This is a genomic window from Nocardioides sp., assembly GCF_029937575.1.
Taxonomy (GTDB): domain Bacteria; phylum Actinomycetota; class Actinomycetes; order Propionibacteriales; family Nocardioidaceae; genus Nocardioides.
Genome location: NZ_JAPYPS010000044.1, coordinates 17178 through 31242 on the forward strand (window position 1 = coordinate 17178; position 14065 = coordinate 31242).

The window sequence follows — 14065 nt, forward strand, 5'->3', positions numbered from 1 at the left end:
CTCGCGATGAGCACCACTCGAGCGCGTGACCGCGCCTCGCTCGGCGCGGCCCTGCGCCTGTCCGGCACCGCTGCGGTCACGACCTGGGCCGCGATGCTCTCCTGGCGTGGCTTCACCGAGCTCGCCTCGCAGTTCCTCTTCGCGCTGATCGCCGTCGGGGCCGTGATCGCCCTCTCCGGAGCCCTCGGACGGTGGCGCCGTCTGCCCGGACCGGTCGTCTTCCTCGGCCAGGTCGTCGCGGGCTCCATCGTGACCTGCTGGTACGTCGGCGGACGTCCCTGGCCGGACGCCGCGTTCTGGACGGCGATCGACGATGCGTTCTCCGCTGCCCAGACCTATGCCGCGCCGGTGCCGAGCATCGGCGACATCAGCGTGCAGCCGCTCCTGGCCATCGGCGGCCTCGCCGCCATGCTGCTGGTCGACCTCCTGGCCTGCACGCTGCGTCGGGTGCCCCTGGCCGGCCTGCCGCTGCTCACCGTGTACAGCGTCCCGGTCAGCATGCTGGACGGCGGACTGTCCTGGTGGGTCTTCGTCCTGACCGCCCTCGGCTTCCTGATGATGCTCTTCCTCCAGGAGCAGGACCACGTCGGTCGTTGGGGACGGTCCCTGGATCCCGCCCAGACCTCGTCGCACCGCAGCGAGGCGGTGCGCGGCAGCGCGCTGCTCGTGGGTGTGCTCGCCACGGCCGGAGCCGTCGTGGCCCCCCTGGTGATCCCGACGTTCAGCCTCGAGGTCTTCGACCTGGGCGCCGGGCCCGGTGGGAACAACCAGATCACGATCGAGAACCCCCTCACCGACCTGCGTCGGGACCTGCGTCGAGGTCCTGACATCGACCTGGTGGAGATCACCACCGACGACCCCACCCCCGACCACCTGCGGATCTCGGTCCTGAACCGATTCTCGGACAACGAGTTCAGCTCCGGGGATCGCGACGTCCCGGCCGCCAACCTCGCCAACGGGCCGCTCCCCGCCCTGCAGGGCGTGAGCGAGGACGTCCTGGCCGCCGCCACGAGCTACTCCTACGACGTGCGCATCGACGAGGACTTCGAGTCGCGATGGCTGCCCACCCAGGCACCGGTCGGGGCGATCGACGCCGCGGGCGACTGGCGCTACGACGATGCGACCCGCGACTTCCTGGCCAGCCAGGACGACCTCACCACGGCCGGGATGACCTACTCCATGACCGCGCTCGAGTACGACTTCCGGGCCGACGACCTGAGGGTGACCCCCCTGCCCGGCGACGAGGTCGACGACGAGGTCACGGCCCTGCCCGACCGGTTGCCGTCGCTGGTCAGCCAGCTGGCTCGCGGTGTCACCGCCGGGTCGCGGACCGACTACGAGCGAGCCGTCGCACTCCAGCAGTGGTTCCGTGAGGACGGTGGCTTCCGCTACAGCCTCGAGGACGCGCCCGCCGGCGAGGTGGGCACCGACGAGCTCGAGGCGTTCCTGCGCGACGACGAGAACGGTCGCGTCGGCTACTGCGAGCAGTTCGCCACCGCGATGGCGGTGATGGCGCGCGTGCTCGACATCCCGTCGCGCGTCGCGGTCGGGTTCCTGAAGCCCGACCGGACCGACCGTCCGAACACCTTCGTGTACAGCGCGCACGACCTCCATGCCTGGCCCGAGCTGTACTTCCCCGGCGCCGGGTGGGTGCTCTTCGACCCCACGCCGAGCGCCCGCGTGCCGGGCGACCGGCTGCCGGCGTACACGACGCGCGGCGCCGAGACCCAGCTGCCGACCAACCAGCCGAGCGCCGAGCCGACGCAGGCGCCGTCCCCGCGCCCGACGGCCGAGGACCCGGCAGTGCCCACCCCCGCACCCGAGCAGGAGGACACGGCCCTCGACGGCACCGGGAGCGAGACCTCGATCCCGTGGCTGCCGATCCTCGGCGTCATCGCCCTGCTGCTGCTGATCGCCGTGACCGTGCTGGCCCCCCGGACCCTGCGGGAGCGCCAACGGGTACGTCGGTTGGCCGGCGGGCCGGAGTCCGCGTGGGAGGAGCTGCGGGCGACCACCCTCGACCTGGGACGGTCCTGGCCGGACGCCCGCTCACCGCGGGAGACGCAGGTCGTGCTGCTCTCTCGCCTCGGGCGCCCGGGTGACGACGACCAGCGACCCGCTCACGGTCCCGAGCGGGCGCCGGACGCCGTCGAGGCGTTGGGCAGGATCGTGACGGGCGTGGAGCGCGCGCGCTACTCCGCCGGCACGGCGGACGCGGCCGGCTCGTGGCACGACGACGTCATGACCTGCAGGGCGGCGTTGACGGCGGGGGCCACTGCGCGTGCCCGACGCCGCGCGACGTGGCTGCCCCGCTCGGTGACGCAGCGTCGCCCCGTCGTCGAGGCGCACCAGGACGCCGACGAGGACCGGTCCGGAGAGCTCGTCGAGCACATGTAGCCGGACCTGACGAAGGGCCGACCCGACGGGTCGACCCTGTGTGCTGATGGTGCCGGGCGGCTCAGTAGCCGCCGTTCTCCCGGCGCCGACGCCAACGGGCATCCATCCGCTCCATGAAGGAGCCGGAGGCACGCGACTTGGTGCGGCCACGCTTGGCGCGGCCACTCTTGCGTCCACCCTCGATGACCGAGAAGCCCGACGGGTGTCCCGCGGTCTGCTCCTCCGAGCCGGCCTGCTGCTGTCCGCGCATCGCCCCCAGGGCGATCGTCGCTGAGCCCAGCATCAGCACGAAGCCGATGATGCCGATGTACCAGCGGTTGTAGATCGCACCGGCCATCAGGATCGTGATCCCGGCGGTGAAGGCGACTCCGGCGATGATCGCTCGGCGGCGGGCGCTCTGGCGCAGCGTCGCGCCTCGCAGGGTGGAGGCGAACTTGGGGTCCTCCTCGACGAGCGCGCGCTCCATCTGCTCGAGCAGTCGCAGCTCCTCCTCGGAGAGTGGCACCGGGTCCTCCAGGTCGTACATGACGGGCGTGTTGCACGTGCGGTGAGGTCAAGGATAGGCAGGTGCTCGGCGTCACGGTAGCCGGGAGCCGATTTTTCATCGGCCAATCTTGTCTCGGCCCCGTGACGCGGCTCAGCCGAGCAGGCTCGCCGGGCGTACGGCGGCGCTGCCGAAGCGCCGGGCCGCCCGGTCGACGGCCCGGTCGGCCTCCGACCAGCCGTGCTCGCGCTCCCCCAGGACCCCTTGTCGTTGGACCTGCTCGCGGGGCAGCAGTCCCTCCACCCGGACCCCCACGAGCCGGACCCGGGCCCGCTGCAGCCCGAGAGCGTCGTAGAGGCGGACTGCCGCGGCATAGATCTCCTGGGTGACGTCGGTCGGCTCGGCGAGGGTGCGACTGCGGGTGATGGTGGTGAAGTCGGCGAAGCGCACCGTGATGGTGACCGTGCGACCGGCGACCTCCGCCGCCCGCAGCCGGGTGGCGACCTTCGCGGTGAGCTTGAGGACCTCGCGCAACACCACCTCCCGGTCGTCGGTGTCGCGCCCGAAGGTCTCCTGGGCGCCCATCGACTTCTCCGGGTCGGCCTCACCCCCTGCAGCACCGCGACCACCGTGTCCGAAGGCACCGGTGCTGCGTGGCGCGACCTCGCGTCGGTCGGCACCCCAGGCGAGGTCGTGCAGGTGGGCACCGAGGTGCACCCCCACCGCACGCTGGAGGGTCCGCACCGGGGTGTGGGCCAGGTCGCCGACCGTGATCAGCCCGAGCCGGTGCAGCATCGCCTGGGTCTTCTCCCCCACGCCGTACAGGTCACCGACGTCGAGGGGGTGCAGGAAGGAGGTGATCTCCTCGGGCGGCACGACCACGACCCCGTCGGGCTTGGCCCGCTTGCTGGCCAGCTTGGCGACCGAGATCGAGGCGGCGATGCCGACCGAGCAGGTGATCCCCTGCTCGTCGTGGATCGTGGCCCGCAGGTCCTCGGCGATCTCGAGCGGGCTGCCGAGCCGGCGTACGGCGCCGGAGACGTCCAGGAAGGCCTCGTCGAGCGAGATCGCCTCCACCAGCGAGGTCGTCCGGCGGAACAACGCCATCACCGCGGTCGAGACCGTGGTGAAGGTGTCGTAGTCGGGCTGGAGCACCACCGCGTGCGGGCACAGCCGTCGGGCCCGGGTCGCGGTCATCGCCGAGCGGACGCCGTACTCCCGGGCCGGGTAGTTGGCAGCCAGCACCACCCCGCGGTGACCGCCTCCGACGATCACGGGCAGGTGCTGCAGCTCGGGCCGGTCCCGCAGCAGCACCGACGCGTAGAAGGCGTCCATGTCGACGTGCAGGATCGGCGTGGACGTGCTGGCTGCGGCCCGGGCACCGGCCATCACCACCGCGGTCCTGCCGGGGAGCTACCGCGCGAGCAGGTGGACCTGCGTCGCGAGCGGGAGGTACTCCGCACGACCCGCGACAGCACGCTCGAGCTCGACGAGCGCACCTGCCGCACCGGGCTCGAGGTCGAGCAAGGACCCGGGGACGAGGTCGGCGAAGACCCGGACCCCGTGGGTCGAGACGACCTCGAAGTCGGCCCCGAGCAGCAGCTCGGTGGCCTCGTCGCGGGTGAACCGACGTCCGGTGCGTCCGGTGCGCCCGTGACTCTCCCGGCCGGCCGCGTCGTCGAGCAGGGACCTGGCCTGGGCGAAGTGCCCAGCCATCGCCCGGGCCACCACGGCGGCGTGATGCTGGGCGAGGAGCAGGCTGAGGTGGCCACCGGGGCGCAGCACCCGACGGATGGTCGCCACGGCACTCGTCGGGTCGTCGACGACCTCGAGCACCCCGTGGCACAGCACGAGGTCGACGCTGTCGGGCGCCACGACGTCCAGCAGGTCGGACAGGTCGCCCTGTCTTCCGGACACCTCCACCCCCTGCTCACGGGCCCGGCGGTCGAGCGAGGCGAGGGCGTCGGGGCTGGGGTCGATGACCGAGACCCGGTGGCCGAGCGCGGCGATCCGCACCGCGGAGCCGCCGGTGCCACCACCGATGTCGAGCACGTCGAGGGGACCGCCGGCGAGCAGCGGGTCGAGGACGTCCCACACCACGGCGGTGCGGGGAGCGGCACGGCGATCGGCGGACATGACGCCCACCCTAGACAGGTCGGCGGGAGAGTCCCGGAGCGCGTATTCATCCGGGACTCCCCGGGGAGCGGTGCCAGAGCTTGCGCGCGACCTGCTTGGGATCCTCACCGGCAGGCTTGATGTCGGAGTAGGGAGACATCGCGAACCCGCTGCTGTGCACCAGGACCCGTCGCTGGGTGGGCGCCTCCGTCGCTGCGGTGCCGGGCGCAGCACCGGACGGGCGGTCCCCGGGGCGCGGGGCGGCGGCGATCAGGTCGTGGACGGCGTCGATGCCCTCGCGACGCCAGAGTCCGTGCAGCTCGGAGAGCTCCCAGGCGCCGGTGGCACGCAGCGAGACCCCGCGGTGGCCGGTGCGCCGCAGCTCGCCGCGCACGACCAGCAGCCAGGACCCGAAGACCGTCTGGGCGTAGGGCCCCTGCGCGTCCTCGAAGAAGGTGGCGTCGACCGGACCGGTGGAGTCGTCGAGGGTGAGGAAGACGACGCGCCGACCACTGCGGATCGGAGGGGTCTGGGTGGCCACCTTGACCCCTGCCACCAGGAGCTCGCTACGGCTGCGCTGCTCGAGCAGGTCGCGGCTGTGGGTCGTGCCGAGGGCGGCCAGGAAGCGGGCGTGGCCGTCGATGACGTGGCGGCTCACGTCGAGGCCCAGGATCTCCAGCTCGGCCGCCATCGACTCGGCGGCGCTCATCTCGGGCAGCCCGGAGATCTCGCCCTCCCGGGGCGCGTCGCCGAGGTCGAGACTGAACTGCACGGAGTCGACCGGGGCCGGGTCAGCGCTCACCCGGCTCTGCGCCGAGGCCTTGGCCCAGACCCCCTGTGCTCCGAGCGCGTGCCGCTCGGGCCCCGGCCGGACGGCGGCACTCTCGCGCGCGCCGGGGTCGGTGCTGTTGCGGGCGACCGCGTCGTCGACCCGGACGTCGGCCGGACGAGACCGGGCCGGGGACTGGCTGCCGTGGCGGGCGACCCTGCGCCCGGCCAGGCCGCGCCCCCGGCCGGCGCGCTCGACCGCCTTGCCGAACCGCTCCAGCTCCGCCACCTGCAGCAGCAGGTCGCGGCGGGTCACCCGGCTGCGTGCGGACACCTCGCCGCGAGAGCCCCGCAGCCCGATCCCGTAGACGGAGTCGAAGGCACCCGCCAGGACCAGGCGCTCGACGATCGGGCGCGAGACCCGGGCGCGGTGCCAGAAGTCGGTCAGCGAGGCGTAGGGACGGGCCGCGACGATGCGGGCGACCTCACCGGCGTTGATGCCCTTGACCTCCGACAGCGAGAGCCTCACCCCGTAGACCCGGGGGGCATCGCTCTGCGACTCCAGCGGTTCGACCACGTAGGTGGCCTCGGAGTCGTTGACGTCGAGGCCGAGCACCGCGATGCCGAGACGGCGTACGTCGTCGAGGATCAGGCGCTTGGGGTACATCCCCGGGTCATGGGTCAGCACGCCGGCCAGGAAGTGGGCAGGCCAGTGGGTCTTGAGCCAGGCCGACTGGAAGGTCGGCAGAGCGAACGCCGCGGCATGGGCCTTGCAGAAGCCGAAGGAGGCGAAGGCCTCGATCACCTTCCAGATCTGCTCGACGAAGCCGAGCTGGTAGCCCCGGCCCAGCGCCCGCGGGTAGAACCACACCTTGGTCGCCGCCATCCCGTCGACGCTGCCGAGCGCTCGGCGCTTCTCGTCGGCCTCGGCGTAGGTGATGCCGGTGAGCTCGCCGATCAGCTGGATCACCTGCTCGTGGAAGACCACGACGCCGTTGGTCTGCTCCAGGATCGGACGCAGGTCGTCGTGGAGATAGCTGGCCTGCTTCCAGCCGTGCTTGACGTCGAGGTAGGGACTGATCATGTCGCTCTTGACCGGGCCGGGTCGGAAGAGGGAGATGTCGGTGATGATCTCGCCGAAGTCGTCGATGCCGGACTTGCCGATGAGCTCGCGCTGGCCCGGCGACTCGATCTGGAAGACCCCGAGGGTCTTGGCGCTGCTGATCAGCGCGTAGGTCTCGGGGTCGTCGAAGGGCACCTGGGCCTGATCGTCGAGGTCGATCTCGACGTCGTCGACGCGCTTGATCTCGGCCACGGCGTGCGCCATCGAGGACTGCATCCGGATCCCGAGGACGTCGAGCTTGAGCAGGCCGAGGTCCTCGACGTCGTCCTTGTCGAACTGGCTCATCGGGAAGCCGGCGAAGCTGGCCTCGACCGGGGTGCGGTCGAGCAGCGTCGCGTCGGAGAGCAGCACACCGCAGGGGTGCATCGCGACGTGGCGGGGCAGGCCGTCGAGTCGCTCGACCAGGTCGAACATCACCTCGAGCCGCGCCTCGCTCAGCCCCGCCGAGCGCAGCTCGGGCAGCTCGCGCAGGGCCACCCGGGCATCGCGCGCCCGGATGTGCGGGAACGCCTTGGCGATCGCGTCGGTCTCCCCCGGCGGCATCCCGAGCGCGCCGCCGACGTCGCGCACGGCGTGGCGCACCCGGTAGGTGTCCATCATCGAGACCGTCACGCAGCGCTCGCCGCTGAAGCGGTCGAGGATCCGCTCGTAGACCTCCAGGCGACGCGCGGACTCCACGTCCACGTCGATGTCGGGCAGCGCGCCGCGCAACGGGGAGAGGAAGCGCTCCATCAGCAGGCCGTGCCGGATCGGGTCGACCCCGGAGACCCCGAGCAGGTAGTTGACCAGGCTGCCCGCGCCCGAGCCTCGCGCCGCGCAGCGGACCCCCATCTCACGGATCAGGTCGGTGACGTCCCCGACGGTCAGGAAGTACGACGCGTAGCCCAGGCCCCGGATCAGCTCGAGCTCGTCGTCGAGCCGCTTCCAGACCACCTGGCGCGGTCCCGAGCCGTAGCGGCCACCGATCGCCCCCTCGCACCGGGCCCGCAGGGCGATGTCGGCGCTGGCGTGGTCGGTCGACAAGGTGAACTCGGGGAAGTGCACCTCGCCCAGCCCGAGGTCGGCGCGCGGATCGAGGGCGCAGCGGTCCGACAGCGCCCGGGTGGTGGCGAGCAGCCGGTCGGCTCCTCGTCGTCCGCCCTCCTCAGCGTCGCCGGCGGCGTGGCAGATCTCCTCGGCGACCTCGTGCATCTCCTTGCCGGACTTGAGGAATCCCTCGGCGTTGCGGCGCTCGAGGTGGCGCTGGTCGAGGGCCACGAGCCGGCGAGCGGCATCGAGGACGTCGACGGTGACCGCGTCGCGGCGATCGGCGTAGCGCACCGCGTTGGTGAGGATCGCCGACAACCCGGCGCTGCGGGCGATCGTGGCCATCCGAGCCGCGTGCGGGGTGGTGCCGGGGCCCCATCCGTGGGCATGGCTGCCGGGCAGTCGGTGGGAGACCAGCTCGACGACCAGGTGGGTGGACGGCACCAGCCGCTGCCACGGCGCGAGAGCCGCCCGGGCCAGGTCGTCGCGGCGCCGGGTCGCCCCCAGGCCCACCTCGGAGTCGGCTCCGAGCAGCACGACCAGGTTGCCGCTGCCGAGCAGCGTGGCGATCTCGTCGGACAGGTGCTCGGGGTCGGTGAGGTCGAGGACCGGGCTCCCTCGCTCGCCGGCGAGGTGGACCGCGGAGACCAGTCGGCACAGCGCCGCCCAGCCGGCCCGTCCGCCCCCGGTGTCGGCGCTGGCCAGGAACCGCACCCGCGCCGCCCCGCCCTGCTCGAGGGGCAGGTCGCGGTAGGCGCCGCCTCGGGCCGGCGTACGACCGGCAGGCGAGCGGGAGGCGAGCGCTGCCCGGTAGGCCAGGTCGACCCCCAGCACCGGCCGGATCCCCGCCTGCTGGCACGCCTTGACGAACTTCACCGCGCCGTAGGTGCCGTCGCGGTCGGTCAGCGCGAGGGTGTCCATGCCCTGCTCGGCGGCCCGCTCGACCAGGACGTGAGGATGGGAGGCGCCGTACTGCAGGGAGTAGCCCGAGGCGACGTGCAGGTGGGGGAACGGGTCGGAACCTGAGATCATGGGCGAGGGCCTCCACAGCCTGGCTCGACCCCTGGCTCGGACAACGGGACGGGGCCGGACCGGCACCCCTGTCGAACAGGTGTTCGACTGCGCCTACTGTACGACGGGCCTCCGGCAGCGCGTCAACCCCAGAGCGCGTCGGCCCACTCGGGGTGGTCGATGAAGGGGTTCCGGTTGCCCTGGTAGTCGTCGTAGATGACGTCGTTGCGGCGCATCTCGAAGGCGCTGGGCGGGTCCTCGGCGTTCCACTCCAGCAGCACCGAGAGCTTGCCGATGTGGGGCGCGGAGCCGTTGCCGACCTGGTCGTTGACCTCGAGGTCGGCGAAGCCGTCGCCGCCCTCGTAGCGCACCGACATGTAGAAGACCATCCGGGCGACGTCGCCCTTGACGGCGTCGCGCGGCTCCCAGGAGTCGGAGTCGGCGTAGTTGCCGGGCGCCTCGGAGCTCTGCGTGCCGCCCTCGTCGAAGTCGAGGTTGCCGCGGGCGCCGTTGACCGTCACGTCGGTCGGACGCAGGTGGTGGATGTCGGTCCCGGGACCGGTCGCCGTACCGAAGTCGCCGTGCGACTTGGCCCAGACGTGCTCGCGATTCCACTGGTCGACGCCGCCGCCGTTGGCGTTCTTGGAGATCGAGTCGCCGGAGTAGAGCTCGATCACGTGGGAGGAGTCGGCCGGGTCCTCGTCGGTGTCGCGCAGCGCCACCCACACCTGGGAGTAGGACAGTCGGGTCACGCCGCTCGAGATGATCGCGTGCAGCGACGACTCGAGAGCCGCGCCGCTCTTGCCGATCGCCGGCGCCCAGTAGGTCGAGTCGTACTCCGTGGTCCCGCCGCCGGCACCCGGCTCGGGGCCCGGGTCCGGGTCGCCGGGGCCGTCGGCGAGGGCGAAGTCCGAGGCGGACTTGAGTCCTGGCCGCGAGAAGTAGGCCTCCTTGGCGCCGGTCACGTCGATCTGCTGACCCAGCAACGACGGGTTGCTCTGCAGCCCCCACGCGTCGCGGAAGGAGCTGGGGACCTGGACGTAGAGCATCTGCGAGGTGTCGGTGACCCCGGGCGAGTCCGCCAGCGCGAGGGCGTAGTCGTTGGGGAAGCCGCTGGTGACCACGGTCGAGGACGACGTGGGCTGGCCCACGACGTAGCCGCGCACGGTAGCCGTCGAGCCGTCCTGACCCGCCCGGGCGGCCGCCACCGAGGTCGTCGCGGCCTGGGCCGCGGTGATCGGTACGACGGGAGCCAGCCCGGCCACGGTCGGGCCGAGCGCCAGCAGCAGGAGCGTCAGGAGCCGGGCCACGGGTCGCCGTACGGCGCTGGGCTCGGCGGGGTCACCAGGATGTCCGAGAGTCATGCCCCCAGCCTCGCGGGAGTCAGTGGCGTGGCGCAGTGGGGATAACCCTTGCGCTCACCTCGGCCCACCCAGCCGGTCGCCGGTCAGGCCGGACGGCTGACCAGATGCTCACGCACGGGTGCGTGCGGCATCAGGCCGAGGGCGGACTCCACCACCCCGAGGAAGCGGTCGGCGTCACGCACGAGGTCGTCGGCCTCCCGCTCGGTGACCGCTCGGCTCGAACCCGCCTCGGCGGCCGCCCGCTTGCCGGCACCGGCCGCGAAGAACGAGGCCCACTCACCCAGCTCGGGGGCGACCTCGGCCAGGAGCACCCAGGCATTCTTCTGCGGACGCCGCCGCGCGGGCGCCGGCCGAGCTCGCGCGGCGAGCAGTGCGGCGGCGGCCCGCAGGGCCGCGACGTGGGCACAGGCGTAGCGAGTGGCGACGTCACTGGTCGCGATCGCCTCGCTCAGGGACTCTGCCGCCCGCAGGAGGTAGGAGTGCGTGGTCGCGGGCAGCGTGTAGGGGTTGATCTCGGTCGGGCCGATGGAGGACGTGATCACGAGCCTGCCTCTCAGTCGTCGCAGCCGACGAGCGACCAGCGGCCGTCGTCGTGGTCGAAGGACAGCTCGAAGACACCGGTGATCGCCTCTCCCCCGGGACCGCCGGCACCGCTGCGGCCGGCCTCGACCCGCCACAGCTCACGCTCACCCAGCAGGTCGGGGACCGAGCGCACGGCCACCGCCCCGGACTCGGCCGTCGCCCGCGCGTCGGTGCCGAGCACCGCGTCCACCTCGGCCGAGGACCACCAGGCGCCGGTCTCCACCCAGCTGGCGAGCACGGCCCTGACCTTCCAGAGCCGCCCCCTCCAGAGGAACTGCTCGGGCGCGCAGCCGGCGTCGAGCGCTCCGTCCACCCAGCCTCGTCGGACCTCGACGGGATCGTCATATCGCCTCACGACCGGCCTCCTGCTCTGAGCACACGGTGCCGCCACAGGGACGCCACGAGACGTCACGGGGACACGAAGGGGACCGGCGGGGCCGGGGGTCGAGGTCGACCCCACCGGTTGATCGAACACACGTTCGAACAACCCGAACGCTACACCTCCCCGCCGACAGTGCGTCAAGGGTGAGCCCGCGCCAGGCACCGAGACCTGGTCCCGGCCGGGCTGCGGCAGGGCCTCAGGTGGCCGTCAGGTGTCGATCAGGAAGCGCGCGACGGTCTGGCGATCTTGCCCACGTAGGCGTTCGTGGTCGGGAGGTAGAGCAGCACGAGCAGGATCGCGGCGAGGACGACGATCACGATCGCTGCCACCGCGAACTCCACCGGCGGATCGGTCCGCAGCCCGGAGAGCACGGAGAACGCAGCGAGCGCCGCACCGGCGGCGATGCAGTGCCGGGCCCAGTTGTGACCACCGCGCAGGAAGGCCAGCAGCACGAGCAGCAGGACGGAGATCACGACGTACAGGACCACCACGACGGGCGTGAACGACGGCGGGACGCGGGTGTCGTCGACCGAGCGCCCCTGGCCCCCTGCCCAGGCTGCGACCAGGTCGTCGTCGCGGACCACCGCGAGCACGGTGACGGCGGTCGCCACCACGACCAGCGTCCAGATCACCCACGAGGCACGGGCGACCGACGCGGGCCGCGCCATCACGGATCGACCTTCCCCTGCCGGATTCGCCGGATTCGCCGGGCTCGCCGGGCTCGCTGGACTTGCTGGGCTCATCTGGTCCTCCACGATCGGTCCCTACCCCCGCAGGCGTGCGGCCGAAACACAGATGCTCCACCGCCAGGTCGAGCATAGGGTCGCACCCATGTCGACCGAGCACCCCTCCATCGCCCGGTTCCGAGACGTGCATGCCCGTCTCGGCGGGACGGGTGAGATCGTCACCCTGCCCGACGCCGTGCACACCGCGGCCCTCGCCGCCGAGGCGCTCGGGTGCGAGGTCGGCGCGATCGCCAACAGCCTGCTCTTCGACGCCGGCGGCGACCCGGTGCTCGTGCTCACCTCCGGCGCCCACCGCGTCGACACCGACAAGGTCGCCGCGCTGATCGGGGTGGAGCGGCTGCGCCGGGCCACCCCCGACTTCGTCCGTGAGCACACCGGCCAGGTCATCGGCGGGGTCTCCCCCCTCGGCCACCCGGCGCCGGTCCCGACCTACCTCGATCGCTGGCTCGAGCGGCACCCCGTGGTCTGGGCGGCCGCCGGCCACCCCGCCGCGGTGTTCTCCACGACGTACGACGAGCTGGTGCGGCTCACCGCGGCACCGCCGATCGACGTGGAGTGACGGGACTTCGCGATGGCGCTCGACCTCGCCGACGACACCACCCGCGACGCGGCCACCGCCCGCCTGGCCGAGACGTACTCCGGGCGGCCGGTCCTCCTGGGTCCCGGCATCCTGGCCGGCTGCACCGGTCTCGTCGAGCACTTCGTCGCACTCGGGTGCCGCGTGCTCGTGCTCTCGACGGGGACCGGTGCCGGTCCGGTGCCACCCGAGGGCTCGTGCACGGTCGTCGAGGTCGATCTCCCGCCGACGGCGTCGATGACCGAGGAGGTGCGGGTCCTCGACCGGGCCGTGCGCAACCTGCCCAGCGACGTGGCCGACACCATCGAGGCCTTCGACCCGGAGCGGCGCGGCGTCTGGCACACCTCTCCGTTCGTGGCGGACGACGAGCCGATCCTCGGTCGCCCGGTGACCGGTGGCAGGCCTGCGTCCTACCTCGCCCTGGAGGACAAGATGCTCGCCGACGGCCTGTGGGAGGCCGCCGGCGTGGACCACGCGCCGTACCGGATCTGCCCGGTGGAGCGTGCCGAGCTGGCCGCGGCGAGCAGGTCGCTGGCAACCTCCGGGGGCGTCGTGTGGAGCGGCGATGCGCGCGACGGGCTCAACGGCGGCGGCAACTTCGTGCGGTGGGTGCGCGACACCGACGACGAGGCCGCGGCGTTCGCCTTCTTCGCCCCGCGCTGCGACCGGGTCCGGGTCATGGGCTTCCTCGACGGGGTGCCCTGCTCGATCCACGGGTTCGCGGTGCCGGACTCGGGGACCGCGGCGTTCCGCCCCGTCGAGCTGGCGATCCTGCGCGACGAGGCTCGGCGCCGCTTCGTCTACGGCGGCCTGAGCACCTGGTGGGACCCGCCCGCCGCGGATCGTGAGGCGATGCGAGCTGCGGCTCGCCGCGTCGGAGACCACCTCGCCGCCCGCCACGACTACCGCGGCGCGTTCGGGATCGACGGGGTCCTGACGGTCGACGGCTTCCGTCCGACCGAGCTCAACACCCGTGCCAGCGCGGGCGTCTCGACCATCGCCTCGGTCGATCCGGCGTTCTTCTGGTTCCTCCAGGCGGCACTCGTCCGCGGGATCGACACCGGCCTGAGCGCGGCCGACCTCGAGTCGCTCCTCCCGCTGATGGACGCGCGTCGACACGGCCGACCGAGCGCCGTCGGCCAGGGTGTCTCCGTCTCCGGCACCCACTCCTACCCGGTCTCCTACGACGGCACGGCGCTCGCCCGCACCGACTGGCCGACGGGCAGCGAGCTGATGGCCGCCGACACCCCGGTCGGGTTCTTCGCCAAGATCGACCCGTGCACGCTGCTCGAGCCCGGTGACCGGCTGGCCCCGCTCAACGTCGCCCTGCTGGCGCACCTGGACGCGGCGTACGACACCGGGTTCGGTGAGCTCACGGCTGCCCCCGACCTGCGCTGACCACAGTGGGGTTCGTCGCGGGTCCGCGGTGACGCGGCACTAGCCTCGGGATTTCACGAGTGATCGGGCGACACCGGGGCTAAAAGCACGGA

The 14065-nt window shown here is 72.6% G+C and carries 11 protein-coding genes; 3 read left to right on the top strand and 8 right to left on the bottom strand.

Annotated elements, in window-relative coordinates; translation table 11 throughout:
- Positions 1-6: 6 nt before the first annotated feature.
- A complete protein-coding gene (locus Q1K33_RS14345) occupies positions 7-2397 on the top strand; it encodes a transglutaminaseTgpA domain-containing protein (RefSeq protein ID WP_300405127.1) in 2391 nt (796 codons plus the stop codon).
- A gap of 61 nt (positions 2398-2458) precedes the next feature.
- On the opposite strand, the gene Q1K33_RS14350 is transcribed toward Q1K33_RS14345, so the two are convergent.
- The 8 genes from Q1K33_RS14350 to Q1K33_RS14385 form a co-directional block, all read right to left on the bottom strand.
- Positions 2459-2923 (bottom strand): DUF3040 domain-containing protein, encoded by a 465-nt coding sequence (locus Q1K33_RS14350; protein ID WP_300405129.1) that lies wholly within the window; start codon positions 2921-2923, stop codon positions 2459-2461.
- A gap of 111 nt (positions 2924-3034) precedes the next feature.
- Positions 3035-4270, bottom strand: a complete 1236-nt coding sequence (gene dinB, locus Q1K33_RS14355; protein ID WP_300405142.1) for a DNA polymerase IV — start codon at positions 4268-4270, stop codon at positions 3035-3037.
- 24 nt (positions 4271-4294) lie between these two features.
- Positions 4295-5017: a methyltransferase domain-containing protein gene (locus tag Q1K33_RS14360; protein WP_300405131.1), complete on the bottom strand. Its 723-nt coding sequence runs from the start codon at positions 5015-5017 to the stop codon at positions 4295-4297.
- 46 nt (positions 5018-5063) lie between these two features.
- The gene (gene dnaE, locus Q1K33_RS14365) at positions 5064-8945 is read right to left on the bottom strand and encodes a DNA polymerase III subunit alpha (protein ID WP_300405133.1); all 3882 of its coding nucleotides are present in this window, start codon (positions 8943-8945) and stop codon (positions 5064-5066) included.
- 122 nt (positions 8946-9067) lie between these two features.
- The gene (locus tag Q1K33_RS14370) at positions 9068-10288 is read right to left on the bottom strand and encodes an endonuclease (protein WP_300405135.1); all 1221 of its coding nucleotides are present in this window, start codon (positions 10286-10288) and stop codon (positions 9068-9070) included.
- Positions 10289-10371: 83 nt separating this feature from the next.
- Positions 10372-10830 (bottom strand): SAV_6107 family HEPN domain-containing protein, encoded by a 459-nt coding sequence (locus Q1K33_RS14375; protein ID WP_300405137.1) that lies wholly within the window; start codon positions 10828-10830, stop codon positions 10372-10374.
- An 11-nt stretch (positions 10831-10841) separates the two neighbouring features.
- On the bottom strand, positions 10842-11225 hold the full coding sequence (locus Q1K33_RS14380) for a DUF6504 family protein (protein WP_300405138.1): 384 nt from the start codon (positions 11223-11225) through the stop codon (positions 10842-10844).
- Positions 11226-11470: 245 nt separating this feature from the next.
- Entirely contained in the window at positions 11471-11923 is a 453-nt protein-coding gene (locus Q1K33_RS14385; protein ID WP_300405139.1) for a hypothetical protein, read from the bottom strand.
- Positions 11924-12083: 160 nt separating this feature from the next.
- Between Q1K33_RS14385 and Q1K33_RS14390 the strand changes: the two genes are divergently transcribed.
- Positions 12084-12557 carry a YbaK/EbsC family protein gene (locus tag Q1K33_RS14390; RefSeq protein WP_300405140.1) on the top strand — a complete coding sequence of 158 codons (474 nt, stop codon included), beginning with the start codon at positions 12084-12086 and terminating at the stop codon, positions 12555-12557.
- 12 nt (positions 12558-12569) lie between these two features.
- Positions 12570-13973, top strand: coding sequence for a hypothetical protein (locus Q1K33_RS14395; RefSeq protein WP_300405141.1), 1404 nt, complete (start codon positions 12570-12572; stop codon positions 13971-13973).
- Positions 13974-14065: the final 92 nt, after the last annotated feature.